Origin of the sequence: Sinorhizobium sp. KGO-5 (assembly GCF_036245905.1) — a bacterium.
In the GTDB taxonomy this organism is placed as follows: domain Bacteria; phylum Pseudomonadota; class Alphaproteobacteria; order Rhizobiales; family Rhizobiaceae; genus Sinorhizobium; species Sinorhizobium meliloti_A.
The window spans coordinates 142745-161159 of the sequence record NZ_BDIZ01000005.1; the positions used below are offsets into that span (position 1 = coordinate 142745).

17 protein-coding genes are annotated in these 18415 nt (G+C 61.7%); 11 read left to right on the forward strand and 6 right to left on the reverse strand.

The genetic code is table 11. The features are described from left to right. Nucleotides 1-354 precede the first annotated feature (354 nt). Together BHD07_RS21180 and BHD07_RS21185 are read right to left on the reverse strand one after the other, a co-directional pair. Nucleotides 355-1521 (reverse strand): BCCT family transporter, encoded by a 1167-nt coding sequence (locus BHD07_RS21180; protein ID WP_338282955.1) that lies wholly within the window; start codon nucleotides 1519-1521, stop codon nucleotides 355-357. Nucleotides 1522-1702: 181 nt separating this feature from the next. Beyond that, a complete protein-coding gene (locus tag BHD07_RS21185; protein ID WP_275597884.1) occupies nucleotides 1703-2185 on the reverse strand; it encodes an Lrp/AsnC family transcriptional regulator in 483 nt (160 codons plus the stop codon). A gap of 99 nt (nucleotides 2186-2284) precedes the next feature. Here BHD07_RS21185 and BHD07_RS21190 point away from each other — a divergent pair, with 99 nt between their 5' ends. The 10 genes from BHD07_RS21190 (at nucleotide 2285) to BHD07_RS21235 (ending at nucleotide 14123) form a co-directional block, all read left to right on the forward strand. Continuing rightward, nucleotides 2285-3784, forward strand: a complete 1500-nt coding sequence (locus BHD07_RS21190) for an aminotransferase class V-fold PLP-dependent enzyme (RefSeq protein WP_338283140.1) — start codon at nucleotides 2285-2287, stop codon at nucleotides 3782-3784. Then, nucleotides 3771-4646, forward strand: a complete 876-nt coding sequence (locus tag BHD07_RS21195; RefSeq protein ID WP_275597885.1) for an MBL fold metallo-hydrolase — start codon at nucleotides 3771-3773, stop codon at nucleotides 4644-4646. Before BHD07_RS21190 ends, BHD07_RS21195 begins: the two co-directional genes overlap by 14 nt. 361 nt (nucleotides 4647-5007) lie before the next feature. Then, nucleotides 5008-6876 carry a TRAP transporter large permease subunit gene (locus BHD07_RS21200; RefSeq protein WP_338282956.1) on the forward strand — a complete coding sequence of 623 codons (1869 nt, stop codon included), beginning with the start codon at nucleotides 5008-5010 and terminating at the stop codon, nucleotides 6874-6876. A 48-nt stretch (nucleotides 6877-6924) separates the two neighbouring features. Continuing rightward, nucleotides 6925-7935, forward strand: coding sequence for a TRAP transporter substrate-binding protein (locus tag BHD07_RS21205; RefSeq protein WP_018095019.1), 1011 nt, complete (start codon nucleotides 6925-6927; stop codon nucleotides 7933-7935). Nucleotides 7936-8043: 108 nt separating this feature from the next. After that, on the forward strand, nucleotides 8044-8847 hold the full coding sequence (locus BHD07_RS21210) for an SDR family NAD(P)-dependent oxidoreductase (RefSeq protein WP_338282958.1): 804 nt from the start codon (nucleotides 8044-8046) through the stop codon (nucleotides 8845-8847). 3 nt (nucleotides 8848-8850) lie between these two features. Then, nucleotides 8851-9699 (forward strand): IclR family transcriptional regulator, encoded by an 849-nt coding sequence (locus BHD07_RS21215; RefSeq protein ID WP_338282959.1) that lies wholly within the window; start codon nucleotides 8851-8853, stop codon nucleotides 9697-9699. Then, a complete protein-coding gene (locus BHD07_RS21220) occupies nucleotides 9696-10865 on the forward strand; it encodes an acetyl-CoA acetyltransferase (protein WP_275597890.1) in 1170 nt (389 codons plus the stop codon). The genes BHD07_RS21215 and BHD07_RS21220 overlap by 4 nt, the downstream gene beginning before the upstream one ends. After that, a complete protein-coding gene (locus tag BHD07_RS21225; protein WP_338282960.1) occupies nucleotides 10862-12511 on the forward strand; it encodes an acyl-CoA synthetase in 1650 nt (549 codons plus the stop codon). The genes BHD07_RS21220 and BHD07_RS21225 overlap by 4 nt, the downstream gene beginning before the upstream one ends. Further along, nucleotides 12508-13269: an SDR family NAD(P)-dependent oxidoreductase gene (locus BHD07_RS21230; RefSeq protein WP_338282961.1), complete on the forward strand. Its 762-nt coding sequence runs from the start codon at nucleotides 12508-12510 to the stop codon at nucleotides 13267-13269. Before BHD07_RS21225 ends, BHD07_RS21230 begins: the two co-directional genes overlap by 4 nt. Next, nucleotides 13266-14123 (forward strand): PCC domain-containing protein, encoded by an 858-nt coding sequence (locus BHD07_RS21235; protein ID WP_338282962.1) that lies wholly within the window; start codon nucleotides 13266-13268, stop codon nucleotides 14121-14123. The genes BHD07_RS21230 and BHD07_RS21235 overlap by 4 nt, the downstream gene beginning before the upstream one ends. A gap of 16 nt (nucleotides 14124-14139) precedes the next feature. Here the strand turns inward: BHD07_RS21235 and BHD07_RS21240 are convergent, their stop codons facing one another. Continuing rightward, nucleotides 14140-14403 carry a hypothetical protein gene (locus tag BHD07_RS21240; RefSeq protein ID WP_100673200.1) on the reverse strand — a complete coding sequence of 88 codons (264 nt, stop codon included), beginning with the start codon at nucleotides 14401-14403 and terminating at the stop codon, nucleotides 14140-14142. Nucleotides 14404-14557: 154 nt separating this feature from the next. Beyond that, nucleotides 14558-15205: an outer membrane protein gene (locus BHD07_RS21245; protein WP_338282963.1), complete on the reverse strand. Its 648-nt coding sequence runs from the start codon at nucleotides 15203-15205 to the stop codon at nucleotides 14558-14560. 266 nt (nucleotides 15206-15471) lie between these two features. Between BHD07_RS21245 and BHD07_RS21250 the strand changes: the two genes are divergently transcribed. Then, a complete protein-coding gene (locus BHD07_RS21250; RefSeq protein WP_100673202.1) occupies nucleotides 15472-16467 on the forward strand; it encodes a GlxA family transcriptional regulator in 996 nt (331 codons plus the stop codon). 215 nt (nucleotides 16468-16682) lie between these two features. On the opposite strand, the gene BHD07_RS21255 is transcribed toward BHD07_RS21250, so the two are convergent. Together BHD07_RS21255 and BHD07_RS21260 are read right to left on the reverse strand one after the other, a co-directional pair. Beyond that, nucleotides 16683-16994, reverse strand: coding sequence for a hypothetical protein (locus tag BHD07_RS21255; protein ID WP_018095009.1), 312 nt, complete (start codon nucleotides 16992-16994; stop codon nucleotides 16683-16685). Between the two features lie 326 nt (nucleotides 16995-17320). After that, entirely contained in the window at nucleotides 17321-17728 is a 408-nt protein-coding gene (locus BHD07_RS21260) for a DUF1236 domain-containing protein (RefSeq protein ID WP_003530981.1), read from the reverse strand. Nucleotides 17729-18415: the final 687 nt, after the last annotated feature.

Genomic DNA, 18415 nt, shown 5'->3' on the forward strand with positions numbered 1-18415 from the left:
CAGAAAGGCGAGTCCCGCTTTATCCATCCCCCATCATGGCAAGCTGAATGCGAGCAAACCGGGGCAAACATCGACGAAGAAGGTCACCGATGCCTGTCACGGTTAATTTTATTTGAATCAGGCCTGTTCCCGCGCAACCGGGCATCTCGACACCGGACGGCACACAGTTATCCCGCGAATGCTCCGGACGGCTGCGTTCCGTCCCGGCCGATCGCTTGCCACGCGCGGCGTTCAGGAATGCAGCGTCAGTTTTTTCAGTATCTCCGCCTGGTCGCCGCAGTTGGGTACCTGACGCTCTTCCAGCAGTTGCTCGAAAGCACGGCCGAGCAAATCTCTCCTGGAAGGGCCCTAACCTTAGGCTGCCGCGCTCCGCGCCTCGTTCAATGCCGTCCGAACATGAACGTGGTGGCGCAAAATGAGCGCGTAGATCGCCGCGTAAATGCCGATCACGATCACGCCCACCCATTCGATCCTGAACGGCGTGAACTGGTACGCCATTACCAGGCCGAGCTGAAGAAGGAAGTGCAGCGGATAGTATGCTCTCGCGCCGAGCCGCGATTTCGTCCAGCCGAGATTAAGTCCGTAGAGACGGATCAGGGAGTCGAGCGAATTCACGACGAAGATGATGCCGACCGTGACCATGAACCAGTTCAACCACGTCGGAATGACGATCTGCTGCTGGAAATAGATGTAAAGCACCGCGAACCACACCGCCAAGGGGATCGAAGGCAGGAGGACCATTGCAACCGCCAGCCGCCATGTCCTCAGCCCTCCGACGAACATGGAAACGAACTGGCCGATCATAATGCTCCAGGAGAACCACCAGAAGAGGTAGAACTCGTGATATTCTGTGATCGGACTGACGAAGCGGTTCAAGTTGGCAAAATAGTCCGACAGCAGGCCCACATTCGATACGAGCCCGCTCAGGCCTGTATTGCTGTAGAAAAAGGCGGCTGCCAAAAGGGCCGCGAGAGCCAGGGTCACGAACATCCATGTCGATGTGACCGCCAGCCATTTCATGAAATTGACGTTGCTGCTCGAATAGACGGACGCCGCGATGACGGCGACGACGACAGCCCAGCGCGCCGGCATCGAGATCCCCTCGATATAGCTCGGCAAGGCCGTGAGGAAGAGATAGCAGGTGAACGCGCATGTCGCGATGACCGTGAGATTGTAGACCCATTTGACGGCCGCGATCTCGAAGATCTTGAGTCGCGGTTCGAGCACCACGAAGTAGAAGGCCGAGAGGAAGTACATCATCCAGACCAACGGCCCCCACATGCCGAACTCGATGGCGAGCGGATTGGTGAAGCCATAGGCGCTATCGGCCGCATAGGCGGGAAACTCGGTCAGGGGGAGCATGACCAGGCCCATATCGAGACCAGCCGTGAACAGCAGCGCCACGAAGGTGTATATGCCGACGGGCGTTTGCCCGCGGCAGTAGACATTGCCCCAGCGGACGATCACGAAGACGGCGCTGAGAAGGACCGCCGCATAGGCGGTGCTGATGATGTAGCTCACGGCAGATCTCCCCCTCTTGTCGTCCCGCCGCATCCGATCGGCGGGAGCGGCATGAGGCCACAAGCATGGCGGTTTCAAATGTCCACGAACGACGCGGCGCTAATCGTGAACGACGCGCACCGCGGCCGTTTCGAGCCGCAAGCGATCGAAAATGGCCCTGAAAGTCCGCAATTCGAGAGGCTCACCGGAGACGTGTCAAATCCACAGGACGGTTGTTGATGATCGCTTCCATCGAAAAAAAGCCCGTCACCGTGGCGAGGTCGAAATTCGTGATGAGCTTCTGATAGAAGGCGTCATAGCCGGACATGCCTCTGGTGACGACTTTGATCAGGTAGTCCCATTCTCCGCCGATGCGGTAAAAGTCGATCACTTCGGGAAGTCTCTCGACATGTGCCCTGAAGCCGTCGCTCCACTCCTTGGAGTGATGTCGGGTGCGAATCATCACGAACACGATGAGATCGAGGCCCAACGCGCCGATATCTATATCGCTATGGGACCCGCGGATCATTCCGATCGAGTGAAGCCGCTGAAGACGGCGCCAACAGGCATTTTGCGACAGCCCTACCTTCTCCGCCAGTTCGCGCTGCGAGAGGTTCGAATCCTTTTGCAGAGCCGTCAGAATCTTCAGATCGAATCCATCGACTTTGGCTTGAGATTCGATCATGTGACACAAAACCCGAGAGGAACTGCAGAAAATAGGTGAACATTTCGACGGTGCGGCAGAATACAATCGATGTCAACATTCAAGCCTCGGGAGGTGATCGTGCAAGCTGTCCGCCATGAGCCGAAAGATAACGTCACGCCTCTCGAGCGGTTTCGCCGAGGGCTGGACCGCGGCGATCTCATAGACTACCTGCGGAGCGATCTCGTCGGGGCCACGTCGCAGATCGAAGGCCCTTACGGCATCAGAAACCTGGTCTATGCCGACTATGTTGCATCGGGCCGGGCGCTTGGAACGGTCGAACGCTTCATCCTCGAGGAAGTCCTGCCATTTTACGCCAACAGCCATACCGAGGCTTCTTACTGCGGCGGGTTCATGACCCGCATGCGAAGGGAGGCGCGGGCGTTGATCGCCGAGTGCTGCGGAGCGGACGAGAGACATGCGGTCATCTTTACCGGATCCGGCGCGACTTCGGGGCTGAACCGCCTCGTCAAACTGTTCGGCGTCACCGAAGCGATCGCGGCAGGGAAGACCGTGCGGGTCATCATCGGTCCGTATGAGCACCACTCCAACATACTTCCCTGGCGCGAAAGCGGTGCGGAAATCGTCGAGCTGACCGAATCGCCCGAGGGCGGCCCGGACCTCTTCCTTCTGGATCAGGCTCTGCGAAGCGGATCTTGCGACCTGACCATCTGTACATTGTCCGCGGCCTCGAACATCACGGGAATCACCAGCGACGTCGCCGCGACTACCGACTTGGTGAAATCGGCCGGGGCCAAGATGATCTGGGACTATGCAGGTGCCGGGCCCTATGTACCGATTTCGGTGTCGCCGAGCGGTTCTGCGGAGATCGACGCCATCGTTCTCTCGCCGCACAAGTTCATTGGCGGCCCGGGCGCTTCCGGCATTTTGATCGTTCGGCGCGACGGTCTGGCCACGAGCAAACCCTCCTGGCCGGGCGGCGGGACGGTGAAATTCGTCTCGCCGGAGACGCACGACTACAGCGACAGCCTCGAAGCCCGCGAAGAGGCGGGGACACCGAACGTCGTTGGCGACATCCGGGCGGCCCTCGCCTTTGTCGTCAAGCACGCCATCGGATTGGAGGAAATGGCGCGGCGCAATCGCCAGCTTACGGTTCGTGCCTTTTCCGCATGGAAGGATGTCCCACAATTGGAGATACTTGGTCTACCGGCGCTGGACCGGCTACCGATTTTTTCCTTCCGCATCCGCGACGGCAAAGGGGGGTATATGCACCAGCAACTCGTTACTCGCATGCTGAGCGACCGCTTCGGCATTCAGGCCCGTGGCGGTTGCGCCTGCGCCGGGCCCTATGTTCACAGGCTGCTGTCGATCGATGCGCAGCAGTCAGAGCAGATGCGCCAAGCCATTCTCGCCGGCGACGAAATAAAGAAGCCCGGCTTCACGCGGCTGAATTTCAGCGTTCTGCTCTCGGACGAAAAGGTGAAATTCATCCTCGATTCCGTCGCGAAACTGGCTGCCGACGCTCCGGCGTTCGAACGGGATTACGACTTCGATCCGGCACGTGCGATATTCTTCCCTCGTGTAGCGGCCGAGAAGGGAAGGGCACATGCACAGGCCTGATGTAGCCGCCTTTTACGACGCGGCCACGTGCAGCATTCAGTATGTCGTGGCCGACCCCGAAACGGGAAAATGCGCGATCATCGATCCGGTGCTCGACTTCGATCAGAAATCGGGTTCCACCGCGACGACGAATGCCGACGCCATTCTCGATCATGTGGCCAAGCAGGGTTTGAGTGTCGAATGGATACTGGACACCCATCCGCATGCGGATCATTTCTCGGCGGCACGCTACCTCAGGGATCGAACGGGGGCGCCCACTGCCATCGGCGAGCACGTGAAAGGCGTGCAGCAGATCTGGAAACAGATCTACAATTGGCCGGATTTCGTTTGTGACGGTTCGCAGTGGGATCGGCTGTTTCGCGACGGCGATATGTTCGAACTCGGGAATCTCGAAACCCGCGTACTGCACTCGCCTGGGCATACGCTAGCGTCGATCAGCTACATCATCGGCGATGCGGCCTTCATTCACGACACGTTGTTCATGCCTGACAGCGGGTCCGCCCGCGCGGATTTTCCCGGCGGCAGCGCCGAGAGCCTGTGGAACTCGATCGAGGCCATTCTTGCCCTTCCGGGCGAGACCCGCCTCTTCACCGGACATGACTATCGGCCAGGCGGCCGTGAAGCTCTGTGGGAAAGTACGGTGGCGGAACAGCAAGCTAATAATACGCATGTCGCCGGAAAAACACGGGCGGATTTCGTCAATCTGCGGGAGGCGCGCGACAGGACCTTACCGATGCCCAAGCTGATTCTGCATGCCCTGCAGGTCAATATTCGCGGCGGAGAACTGCCGGTCGCCGAGGATAATGGCCGCCGCTACCTCAAGATACCGCTGAACGCCTTTCCCGGTGCCGTCTGGGAATGACGGGGACAGGGACGGATTCGTCCGCCGCAAGCCGGCGAAGGGGACCCGCACCAGGCGACCACGGGGCTTACGCTTGTTCCGCGACGACACGATAAGGTTCACATTATGGACCTCACTTAACGACGAATATATTACGTATTCAACGGTTTAGTTCAGCGTGTTGCTAGGTGGTTTCCTTTCACCTACAAAATGGACCTGATCGAACGTTGCTTTGGAGGGCGACGGACGATCTGGAATGTCGATCCGATGCATCCAGTTTCTTCGGACGACACCTCCGGGAGGAGCTTTGACGTCGTTCATCCCGCCGCATTCGCGCGGCTGGCGCGCAAGGCGATCGAACGGTTCGTAAGGGAGGAAGCCGATGACCACCACGACGGAGGGCGTGTCCGAATTCGCCGTGCTCGCCGAGACGATGGAGGCCCGGCCGGGTTCGCGGCTGATGCGCCCCGTCGAAGCGTCGTCCGCCGCTCTGCTTGTGGCGATCATCGCCATGCTGCTTACCGGCGTAGCCTTTCGCTACGGCCTGTCGAGACCGATCGTCTGGATCGATGAAGCCGCATCCATCGCCTTCCTGTGGCTAGCCATGCTCGGTTCGGCGATCGCGATCGATCGTTGCGAGCATCTGCGGCTGACCATTCTTCTCAATGCTCTCGGCGAAAGGGCCCGGCAGTTCACCGAAACGCTCGGCATGGTCGCCATCATGGCGTTCCTTCTCGTCCTGCTGCCGGCAGCCTACACCTATGCCGCCGGCGAAATGGACATCACTTCGTCGGCCTTGAACATCCCGGCGGGCTATCGTGCCGCGGCCATTGCAGTCGGCATGGTCCTGATGGTGCTGCTGGCCGTCGCTCAATTGATCAGAACCGCCAGGCCGTTCGACGTGGTGCTGGCCGTGGCATTCGTGCTCGCGGTCGCCTTGGTGCTCTGGTTGCTGACGCCTGCGCTCAGTTCGTTCGGCAACGGCAACATTCTGATCTTTCTCGTCGGCGGTGCTGCCATCTGCCTCGCGATGGGCGTTCCGATCGCCTTCTGCTTCGGCATCGCGACGCTTCTGTTTCTCGCCTTCACGACGTCGATGCCGCTGGTCGTCATGATCGGCCGCATGGACGAGGGCATGTCCAGCCTCATTCTGCTGTCGGTCCCGGTCTTCGTGCTTCTCGGCTGCATTCTGGACGCGACCGGAATGGGCAAGGCGATCGTCGATTTCCTCGCCTCCATGCTCGGCCACGTCAAGGCCGGCATGTCCTACGTTCTGTTGGGCTCGCTCTTTCTCGTGTCCGGCATTTCCGGGTCGAAAGTCTCGGACATGGCGACGGTTGCCCCGGCGCTGTTTCCGGAGATGAAGCGCCGGGGTCACAAGCCGAAGGAAATGATAGCGCTGCTCGCGACCGGGGCCGCCATGGCCGACACCGTGCCGCCGAGCATCGTGCTGATCGTTCTCGGCTCTGTGGCCGGCGTTTCGATCGCCGCTCTGTTTACCAGCGGTTTTGCCATCGCTCTCGTGTTGCTGGTCGCGCTTGCCGCGCTTGCACGCATCAAGGCGGCCCGAGAAAATGTCGACGGCGTCGTGCGCCCGTCGCTGAAACACATCGGCGGCACGGCCCTGATCGCGGCGCCGGCCCTGGTACTGCCGTTCATCATCCGCAGCGCGGTCGCGAGCGGTGCGGCGACCGCGACCGAGGTCTCCACCATCGCGGTCGTCTACGCCTTCATCATCGGCACTGTCCTTTATGGCGGTATCGGCATGCGCCGGACCTACAGGATGCTGGTCGAGACCGCCGCGATGAGCGGTGCGATCCTCCTGATCCTCGGTACCGCCGCGGCGATGGCCTGGGCGCTCACCCAGACCGGGTTCGCCTTCGAGCTCACCGATATGATGAGCGGCCTGCCGGGTGGATGGTTCACCTTCATGCTGGTCTCGATCGCCCTGTTCATGCTGCTCGGCTGCGTGCTCGAAGGCCTCCCTGCGATCGTGCTCCTGGCGCCGATCATGTTTCCGATCGCGCGTGCGATGGGGATCCATGACGTCCACTATTCCATGGTCATCGTCACCGCGATGAACGTCGGACTGATGGCGCCGCCGATCGGCATCGGCTTCTACATCGCCTGCAAGATCGGCAACGTTTCGCCCGACGAGGCCATGGGAGCGATCTGGCCCTATATCGGCGCAATGGTGCTTGGCCTCTTGTTGATCGCCGCCGTGCCGTGGTTCTCGCTCGCATTGCTGTGAGCCCGCCATCCCATATTCATCATCGACGATCAGGAGGAGAACAGAGCGATGAAAATAACCCGTAGAACGATGCTGCTCGGCACTGGAGCAGTTGCGCTTGGGGCTTCGATCCGCACCAAGGCCCATGCCGCGGACTTCACCTATAAGCTGGCAAACAACCTGCCGGTCACCCATCCGCTCAACATTCGCCTGAAGGAAGCCGCCGACAAGATCCTGGAGGAGACGGGCGGCCGCCTGAAGATCAACATCTTCCCGAGCAGTCAGCTCGGCAACGACACCGAAACGCTTTCGCAGCTTCGCAACGGCGCAACCGAGTTCTTCTCGCTCTCGCCGCTGATTCTCTCGACCCTGGTGCCCAACGCTGCCATCAGCGGCATCGGCTTCGCCTTCCCCGACTACGACACGGTCTGGAAGGCGATGGACGGAGAGCTGGGCGCCTATGCGCGCGGCGAGATCGAAAAGAAGGGCCTCGTGCCCATGGAGAAGATCTGGGACAACGGCTTTCGCCAGATCACCAGTTCGACCAAGCCGATCAACACGCCGGAGGACCTCAAGGGGTTCAAGATCCGCGTTCCGCCGAGCCCGCTCTGGCAATCCATGTTCACCGCCTTCGGGGCTGCACCGACCACGATCAATTTCGCGGAAGTCTACACGGCGCTCAGCACCGGCACCGTCGACGGCCAGGAAAACCCACTGGCAATCGCCTCGACCGCCAAGCTCTACGAGGTGCAGAAACATTGCGCCATGACCAACCATATGTGGGACGGTTTCTGGATGCTGGCGAACAAGCAGGCCTGGGAAACACTGCCGGAAGACATAAGGGAGATTGCGGCCAAACATCTCAACGAGTCGGCCATCGCACAGCGCACCGATACCGCCAAAGTGAACGACACGGTACGCGAGCAGCTCACCCAGAGTGGCATGACATTCACCGACCCGGACAAGGCAGCTTTCCGGGAGACGCTGAGATCGGCGGGTTTCTACGCCGAATGGAAGGGAAAATTCGGCGACGAGGCCTGGGCCATTCTCGAAAAGGCCGTAGGCACCAGCCTCGGCTGACCACCTGAGCACGACGAGGCGGGCGGCCGTTCACCCGGCCGTTCGCCGACCGATGCAGCGACGCGGCGCGTTCTTCCACGAGCGCGTGGCGCCTTCCGAGGTTTCGAATTGGCAGACCGTCTCAAGGGAAAATCGGCAATCGTCTTCGGTGCGGGTTCCTCCGGCCCCGGCTGGGGCAACGGCAAGGCTGCCGCAGTGCTTTATGCGCGTGAGGGCGCCAAGGTCGTCTGTGTCGACGTCGATAGGGAGGCAGCCGAGGAAACGGCGGCAATCATCGCGGCGGAAGGCGGCCAGGCCCTAGCCGTCGCCGCAGACGTCACCGCTCTCGCATCTGTCGAAGCGGCGGTGGCGGCCGCACGGCAGGCATTCGGCACCATTTCCATTCTACACAACAATGTCGGCGTCACGCATATGGGTGGACCGGTCGAGTTGTCGGAAGCACAGTTCCAGCAATCCGTGGATCTCAATCTCGGCTCGGTGTTCCGCACCGCCAAGGCTGTCATCCCGCACATGATCGAAGCCGGCGGTGGCGCCGTCGTCAACATCTCGTCGCTCGCCGGCATCCGGTGGACCGGCTATCCCTATTTCGCCTATTACGCGACGAAGGCGGCGGTCAACCAGGCGACGGTCGCGATCGCGGCTCAATACGCGCCGCACGGAATCCGCGCGAACTGTGTCGTCCCCGGCCTGATCGACACGCCTCTGATCTACAAGCAGATCTCCTCGCAATACGCCTCCGCCGAGGAAATGGTGGCAGCCCGCAACGCGGCGGTTCCGGGCGGGCGCATGGGCGATGCCTGGGATGTCGCCAATGCAGCGCTTTTCCTTGCCTCCGACGAAGCGAAATTCATTACCGGCGTTTGTCTGCCGGTCGATGGCGGCCAGAGCTGCACGATCATGGGGGTACACTGAAACATGGGCGATGCGGCCGACAGGGACATGACCGGTTCGCAAAGCGTCGATCGTGCGGCCAAGCTCCTGTCGCTGGTCGGCCGCCAGATGGACGGCATGTCTCTGAGCGCCGTCGTGGAGCAGAGCGGCCTCAACAAACCAACGGTTCGCCGCCTCCTGCTTGCCCTGATCAGGGCCGGCCTCCTGGAGCAGGACGACCGCGACCGGCGCTACTATGTCGGTGAAGAAGCCTATGTGCTCGGCACCCTCGCATCGAGCCGGCACGGGCTCCTGCGCCTGTCGACGGAAAGCCTGCATCGCCTGGCGCAGAAGACCAGCGACTCCTGCTTTCTCTCCGTACGCCGCGGAGCGTCGTCGGTCTGTCTCCACCGGGAGGAGGGGAGCTTTCCGATCCGCACCCACGCACTCCAGGCGGGCTTCGTGCATCCGCTGGGCGTCGGCGCCGGCTCTCTGGCCATGCTCGCGGCTCTTTCGGACGAGGAGGTTTCGTCCGTTCTGGACCAGAATGCCGCCGTGCTCGAGGAGCAGTTTCCGATGCTTGGGCCGGACGAACTGCGCCGCCGCGTCGAGCTTGCTCGCGCTCAGGGCTATGCGGTCAATCCCGGCCTTATCCTCACCAACTCCTGGGGTGTGGGCGTCGCAATCCGCTATCCCGGCGGCGGCGTCGCCGGAGCCATCAGCATTGCCGCCATCGACAGCCGCATGCAGGAGCCGCGGCAGAGCGAGTTGGCAGCTCTTCTCAGGCAGGAAGCTTCACGCATCGAGAGCAAACTCGCCGAGCAGTTCCGTGAACGCGGGACGCGACACATAGCCTCCATTGCAAGACCTCTCAAAAGGAGATTGTCCAGATGACCAAGGCGCAGATCGTAGGCTGGGCCCACTCCCAGTTCGGCAAGACCGACTACGCGGACACAGAGGCGCTGATGGCCGCGGTCGCGGCGCCGGCACTTGCCCATGCCGGTCTTGCCGCCTCGGATGTCGACGGAATCTTTGTCGGAGTCATGAACGGCGGCTTCTCCAAGCAGGAGTTTCAGGCCGCACTTGTCGGCATGACCGACGAGGCCCTTGCTCACGTCCCGTCCGTGCGGCTTGAAAATGCGTGCGCGACAGGCTCGGCGGCGATCTATACGGCGATGGATTTCATCGAGGCCGGCCGCGGCCGCATCGCACTCGTCATCGGTGCCGAGAAGATGACCGCCGTTTCGACGGCAGCAGTCGGCGATATCCTTCTGGGCGGCAGCTACCGGAAAGAGGAAGGCGACGTGGAAGGGGGCTTTGCGGGCGTCTTCGGCCGCATTGCACAGCATTACTTCCAGCGTTACGGCGACCGTTCCGAAGAGCTTGCGATGATAGCGGCCAAGAACCACGAAAACGGCGTAGCCAACCCTTACGCGCATATGCGAAGGGATTTCGGTTTTGCGTTCTGCAACACCGTTTCGGAGAAGAATCCGATCGTCGCGGCCCCCTTGCGCCGCACCGACTGCTCGCTCGTCTCGGACGGGGCGGCCGCCCTCGTGCTCGCCGACGCGGACACGGCTGCGACGCTGCAGCGGGCAATCGCCTTCCGGGCCCGCAGCCACGTCAACGACGTGTTTGCGCTCAGCCGCCGGGACATGCTGGAATTCGACGGGCCACGGCGGGCCTGGAAAGCGGCACTTTCCATGGCAGGCGCCACGCTGGACGATCTCTCCTTCGTCGAGACGCATGACTGCTTCACCATAGCCGAGATGATCGAATACGAGGCGATGGGCCTGACCGCACCCGGCGAAGGCTACCGTGCGATCCGCGACGGAACCACCACCAGGAGCGGAAGCCTGCCGGTCAACCCCTCCGGCGGCTTGAAATCCAAGGGTCATCCGATCGGCGCGACGGGGGTCTCGATGCATGTCATTTCCGCCATGCAGCTTATGGAGGAGGCGGGCGAAATGCAGATCCCCGGCGCCGGTCTCGCCGGCATCTTCAACATGGGCGGCGCTGCCGTCGCAAACTATGTCTCCATCCTGGAACGGGCGAAATGACGAGCAACGAACCCCAGGGCGGCGTCACCCCCGTTTCGACGCGAGTCATGAACCTCGGCAATTTCCTTTCGCAGGCAGCGAGACGCAATCCGGACGAGATCGCCCTCGTTCACGGCGATCACCGGTGGCGCTGGAACGAGCTGGAGGCGCGGGTCGACGCCATGGCATATGCGCTCGTCCATGAGTTCGGCGTGCGCAAAGGAGACCGGATTCTCGTCCACTCCGCCAACTGCAACCAGATGTTCGAGTCCATGTTTGCGGCGTTCAGAGCAGGTGCGGTCTGGGTTCCCACGAATTTCCGGCAGCTGCCGGAGGAGGTCGCCTATCTGGCCCAATCGAGCGGTGCCAGGCTGGTGATATTCCAGGCCCCCTTCGAGGCTCATGCCGAAGCATGTCGGGCTGCGGGCGAGCAGATCGGATCATGCATTCCGATCGGCGCGTCACGGGTCGGCGAAGACTATGATGCGATCGTTGCGCGCAATCTTGGAAAATCGGTTTCGCCCGTTGCCGTCGATCGCGATGATCCATGCTGGTATTTCTATACGTCCGGCACCACCGGCCGACCCAAGGCTGCCGTGCTGACGCACGGGCAAATGGCCTTCGTCATCAACAATCATATCGGCGATCTCTTTCCGGCTACGACCCATCGCGACCGGTCGATCGTCGTTGCGCCGCTGTCGCACGGCGCCGGGATCCATCAGCTGTGCCAGGTCGCAAGGGGCGCAACCACGATCCTCTTGCCGTCCGAGAAGCTCGACATACCGCAGTTCTGGGCCCTCGTCGAAAAATGGAGGGTCAGCAACCTCTTCGCCGTACCGACTATCGTAAAGCTGCTCATCGAGGATCCGTCCGTCGACCGGTACGACCACTCGTCGCTGCGCTATGTCATCTATGCCGGTGCGCCGATGTACCGTGCCGATCAGAAAAAAGCGCTGGAAAAGCTCGGCGCCGTCCTGGTGCAGTATTTCGGGCTCGGCGAAGTGACGGGAGCGATCACCGTCCTGCCTCCCGCCTTCCACAGCGCGGAGGATGGCCCGGATGCGCGTATCGGCACCTGCGGTTTCGAGCGGACGGGCATGCAGCTGCAGATCCAGGACGACGACGGCAACGAAGTCCCGGCGGGCGCGACCGGCGAGATCTGCGTGATCGGCCCGGCGGTTTTTGCCGGCTATTATCGGAACCCCGAGGCCAACGCCAAAGCGTTTCGCAACGGCTGGTTTCGGACCGGCGACCTTGGCCATGTCGATGCGCAAGGCTTCCTCTACATCACCGGCCGCGCCTCCGACATGTTCATTTCGGGCGGGTCCAACGTCTATCCGCGCGAGATCGAGGAAAAGCTCCTGATGCATCCGGATATCAGCGAGGCGGCGATCGTCGGCGTTCCCGATCCGGTCTGGGGAGAGGTCGGCATCGCGGTTTGCGTCGCACGTGACGGTGCGTCGGTCGACGCGGCGGCTCTGAGGGAATGGCTGGACGGGAAGATTGCCCGCTACAAGCTTCCGAAGAAGATCGTGTTCTGGTCCGAAATGCCAAAATCGGCCTATGGCAAGATCACCAAGAAGCTGATCCGCGAGGAACTCGAACGGCGCGGCGAACTGGACATCGGTTCCGTTGGCATCGGGGACCGCAGGAGTGCTGCCCCATGAGCGATGGAATGAAATCCGTACTCGTCACGGGTGGAGCATCCGGTATCGGCCTCGAAATAGCGAGGCTTCTGAACGGCCGCGGCTGGAGGGTCTATCTGGTGGATCGCAATGCCGATGCGCTGGCGGACGCATGTCGCGCGATCCCGATCGATCCCGCGCAGGCAATCGCCTGCAGCGTCACGGATGAAAAGGAGGTCGCATCGGCCATCGAGACCGCGGCGGCGAGGGCACCGCTGCGGGCGGTCATCAATTCGGCGGGCATCGCGATCGACAGGCCTGCCGTCGAGACCAGCGTCGACGATTTCCGCCGCATTCTGGACGTCAATCTGACCGGCACGTTCATCGTCTGCCGTGAGGCGGCGCGTCATTGGCTGGCGACGGCCACGCCCGGTGCAATCGTCAACATCTCCTCCGTATCGGGTATTATCGGCAACAAGGGACGCGCCGCCTACGGCGCCTCCAAAGGCGCGGTCAATCTGCTCACCTACATTCTCGCGACCGAGCTCGGACAGGATGGAATTCGCGTCAATGCCATCGCTCCCGGTGCCATCGACACGCCTTTGTCGCGTGCCGTCCATACGGATGACGTGCGTGCGCAATGGCACGAGCGCATCCCCCAGCGCCGCTACGGTTCGTCGCGCGAAATCGCGGCCAGCGCGGCGTTCCTGATCTCGGAGGAGGCGAGCCATATCAACGGCCAGGTGCTGGCGGTCGATGGAGGGTTCGTCAACGCCGGTCTGACTTTGAAAGGACGATGATGCGGAGTCTCCGCCAACCCGGCGTGCCGTTCACGCCGAGGGTGATCTCTCTCGGGTGCCACGCCGAGAAGACGCGATTGACCTTCAAACCGGGCCGGAGCGTGCTCGAAGCCGTCCACGAGGCGCTCGCTGAAAAAGGCTGCGACAGCGCGATCGTAGAGGTCAGGGGCGGTGCGTTTGCGCCGCTTGCCTATGTCGCACCGACTCTCTCGCATGACGGCCTTCATGCCGCCTGGTACAGCGGCATACATGCGCCTAATGGCCGCGCGCCCATCGAAGATTTGGTCATGACGTTCGGCCGGCGCGACGGGGAGCCGTTCCTGCACGGCCATGGTGTCTGGCGGCACGAGGACGGTTTCCGCGCGGCCGGGCACGTGATGCCGAAGGATTCGCAATTCGCCGAACCGGTGGAGGCGGAAGCCTGGATACTGTCGGGCGCCATCATGGATCAGCTGGAGGACAGCGAGACCCGATTCCGTCTGTTCACGCCTGTGCCTCATGCCGCCGCACCGGCCATCACTCCGCGGCGCGCCGTTCTCTGCCGGTTGAAGCCGAACGAACCGATCCATTCGGCGATCGAGCGCACGGCAGCCGAGCACGGAATCGAACGGGCGACGTTGCACGGCATCGGCAGCCTCGTCGGCTGCACGTTCGTCGACGGCCAGGTCATGGAATCGGCCGCTTCGGAATTGCTCATTCGCAAGGGGACGCTTTCACCCGATCGGGGCGGACAGGCCAAAGCGAAGCTCGATATCGCGATCGTCGATACGGAATGCACCATTTTCGAGGGTGAGATAGCCTACGGCGTTGACGCCGTTTGCATAACGTTCGAGGTGCTGATCGTCGAAGAGTGACGGTCGAGGGCGATCCTCATTCCTTCTTCGCTGTGTTTCGCCGCTCGAGCAGTTGCTGGAAAATATCGGCCTGCCGGTCTGCCGCCGAGCGTATGGCGGCAAGGTGGTCGAGCATCGCGCCGAAGGCGACGAGGAGGAGGCCGCCGGCAATCGCCGGAAAGGCCCAGGGGAGGACGGCGACGAGTGTTTTCACGTCGGGAGCGGGAACCAGTGTCATCGCCAGCAAAACCAGCGTTCCGATGACGATCGCACCGCCCAAGAACTCCAGAAATCTTCCCATCCTTCCTCCCCGTATGTTTCGGCGGGCGCGGTTACATCCCATCCCGCTTCCGCAACCCGTGTCCTGATGCCTGCTGCGTTCTCATATCGGAGCCGATATGCCTCCAGAAAAAACCCGGCGATTGCCGGGTCCTTGATCGAAACTCCTGCGGCGATCAGAATTTCACGCCGACGCCGACGGTAAACTGGTGTTGGTCGAGGTCGACATCGACGCCGCCCACATCCTTGTCTCCGAAATCGTTGTAACGATATTCCGCGCGTCCGAAGACGCTGTCGGTGAAGCCGTAGTCGACACCCGCGCCGATGGTCCAGCCGTTGAAGGTTTCCTTTTCCTTGGGCGCGCCGGCGACATCGACAAAGCCGCGCGTTACTGCCCAGCCGCCTGTGCCGTAAATCAGCGTCCGGTCGTTTACGGTGTAGCCGAGGCGGGCGCGCACGGATCCGGAAACATCCGTCCCGGTTTCGGTGTCAGATCCGAAGACGGTGACGGTCTCATCATTCCAGTTGTAGCTGACATCGCCCTCGACGCCGACGACCCAGTCGCTATGCTGATAGTTGTAGCCGGCGAAGGCGCCGAAGAGGCCGCCGCTGAATTTTTCGGAGGCGCTGCCGCCCGGGACGCTGAGGTCGCTGTTCAACCAGCCACCGCCGCCCTGCAGGCCGAGATAACCGCCCGTCCATACGAAGCTGGATATCGTCTCGACCGTCGGCGCCGGCTCCGGTGCCTGTGCCAAATCGGCTGCATGGGCCGCTCCCCCGAGCAGCGAAGCCCCGAAGACTGCAACAAGCACATTTCTGATCATCACAGATGCCTCCTGTTGTTGCGGCAGAGATTAGCAACATATCGGGAGCGAGTCTGCGAAAAACAACGCCTTCGAACCGCCCGCCCGGGGAAAGAAAGAGGGCCGGCGGTTCGTTCCGGCCGGCCCTTCCGAAAGTAGCGGAAAAAGGGGAACATCATCTCCGAGCGGGCCTGCAAATGCCCGCGAAGAGATCGATTGCCGGTCGATAATGCCCTAACGCTCGTTTGCCATTTGACATACTGCGCATAAAATTTGACGTTACGCGCATGATTGCGAACCGTTCTGCACAATCGCCGATTGAGGTCGTGGTGGTCGTCCTGCCCGAATCGTCGATCATGTCCTTTGCCTCGGTCCTCGATCCGATGCGCGCGGCAAATCGAGTGGCGGGGCACGAGGTCTTCCGCTGGCGGCTGCTGTCCGCCGACGGCCAGGCGGTGATGCTGACCTGCGGCGTCCCGATTGCCGTGGACGGAAGTTTCACCTTGCCCGTCGTGGGAGATCTTCTTCTCATCATCGGCGGGTTCAATCTTCAAAGGCACGCCGGCAAGCGCTTTCTCGCGACCCTGCAGGAATGTGCGCGACATTTCGACATCGTCGCAGGCGTCGAATCCGGGTGCTGGCTGCTCGGCCGTTCCGGGCTCATCAATGGCCGCAAGGCTACGGCCCATTGGGAGGAACTCGAAGATTTCAGCCAGGCGTTTCCCGAATTGGAGGTGATCGGCGACCGTTTCGTGATCGACGGCAAATACTGGACCTCAGGCGGCGCGTCGCCGACCTTCGACATGATGCTGCATCTCGTCGCCGAGAGGCTCGGGCCTGCACTGGCGCTCGATGTCGCGAGCATTTTCGTCTACGACCAGATGCACGGACCGACGGATGTCCAGCCTTTCGTTTCGCTCGGCCGCATAGAGGCACGCGACCCGGAGCTTGCCGCGGCCATCAGGCTCATGGAGCGCACGCTCGAACGTCCGATGACGGTCGCGGCGCTGGCGCGCCGGCTTTCCGTCTCGCAGCGCAAGCTCGAAACGCTCTTCGCCAAAGGCCTCTCGACGAGTCCCGGCGCCTATTACCTGCGCCTCAGGCTGCAGGTCGCCCACCGGCTCGTGCGTGATACCGGAATTCCGATGCGTGACATCGCCCTGCGTTGCGGATTCGACAGTCTCTCCGCCTTTTCGCGCGCCTATCGCCGCGAATACCGGACGAGCGCTTTGAAAATGCGCAGTGCACGTGGCGCAGGCGTTACACCGGACGCATCAGGCTGAGGTCTGTTGAAATCCGGATAGCCGCCGCGGCTTTGTCTTCCTCATTCCTGTGCTTGTCACAGGAATCCAGCCAGACCAAGTCCTTGGGCTGAAAGAACGCTTCCCGCGCCGCAGACGCGGCGCTGCTCTCATCCCTGTACAGCGCCGCGCGTCTTACGAGACGCGCAACGGCCGCTGTAGTGATCGAGAGGGGCAATCGACTTGCGCCAGAACGGTCACCTTCGTGCGTGTCCGGTCGACCCGGCAAGTGAGCAGGCCTCTTCGAATTCCTTGACCGTCTCCGGTTCGTTGTCCTCCGGCAGCACGGCATCAGCCATGTCGGCGCGGTCAGCCGAAGCGGCTGCATCGCCTTCGTAGACATAGGACTGGATGTAATAGGCCAGTTCACCCTTCCATACGTTCCTGCCGTCTATCTGCCGGCAGGCCACGGCAGTTTCGAAGTCGGACTGGAGATCATCGACCGTCGCGGTGGCCGAGACGAGACTCGAAGGCGCCGCGAGTGAGGCAATCAACAAAGCGGTAAACATGGTGGCAGCCCTCCGGAAGCGAACCTAGGGGGAAACGGCGGGATGATTCCTTGGTTCCCCTCGATAGAGGGCGATTCCGATTCGGAAGGAAGCAGCAATTTTACATGAATCAGTTTTTGCTGAAAAGCGATGTGTATGTGCCACACCATCTCGAAATGCGCGGAAACGAGAGCTTGAGCATTTCCGCGAACCGAAGAAGCGCGGAAATGCTCTGGATCACGGTGATTTCAGGCCGTGTCGACCAGGATCATGAACATGATCTATAAATTGGAGCGGGATGCGGTTGAAAAGCGCAAAGACTTTTCCTCATCCCGCTCCAATGCCTCTTACTGAACGACCTGGACGACCGTGTAGGTTCTTGGGTCGACGATCACGCGTTGGTTGTTGACCACGGCGAACGCGTAGGAGGGATTCTCGGGAACGGGCGTCAGAGCCACGGTCCGCGGTAGCGGACGACCGACGGCGATCCGCTCCTGCAGGACCACGGTATCGGCGGGAACCGGCTGCTGTCGCACATAGGTTACGACCTGCTGCGGCGGAGGAGCGATAACAGCGCCGGCGACGAGGCCGACCGCACCGCCGATGGCAGCGCCGACGGGACCGCCAACAATAGCGCCGGTAACGGCTCCGCCAGCGGCACCCGTCACCGCACCTTGGTTGGTGTCGTTTGCAATAGCGGGCGCGGCAAAGATGCCCGTTGCGATCGCAGTAACAATGAAGATCTTGGCGTTCATCTATCGTACTCCCTTGATATACGATGGTAGAACGACGTATCGTTCAATTTGTTCCTGATCTTACTAGCGGTTAATTTCTGTTATACAGTAACGTTACGTTACCTGAGTGAAATATACCGTGACGACAGGCGAGTTGCCGACGCGATCCGGTGGTTGGGGAAAGCCCCAGAGCGGCGCTGCCCGAAGGGACTACTGGGACACCGCTCTGGGGCCACTCGCGGGGTCCGCCGTCCAGCGGCGGCTGGCTTCGGACCTCCCGATCTCTCTGCAACAATCGCCGATGGATTTGCTGCAGCCTTCCATGCGAACAATATCGCAGCCGGCAGCCCAGCGTATCGGACCTTTGGCGGGCCAAGAGCCTTATGATCCAGGGACCAAAGTCCGGCAGATCAGTGATTTGTCTGCGTCTACGGCCGCATCCGCCGCAAACCGCGCACGCATCGAAGCCGCGGCGGGACGTGGAGTTACGGCGATAAAAAAGCCCCGCTCGATGGCGGGGCAGGCACGCATCCGCTTGGCAAACGAAATGCGGGGAAAGATGTAGCTCCAATGCAGCTACGACGCGGACGCTATCTCTGAGCCGAACGGGTGGGAAGGTCTGAATCTCGGTTTCCGGTACGCCGCTGCGAATAAATCCGCGGGAATCCCTGGTGAAGCTGCGAAAAGCCGGGATCGGCTGGCCGCGCC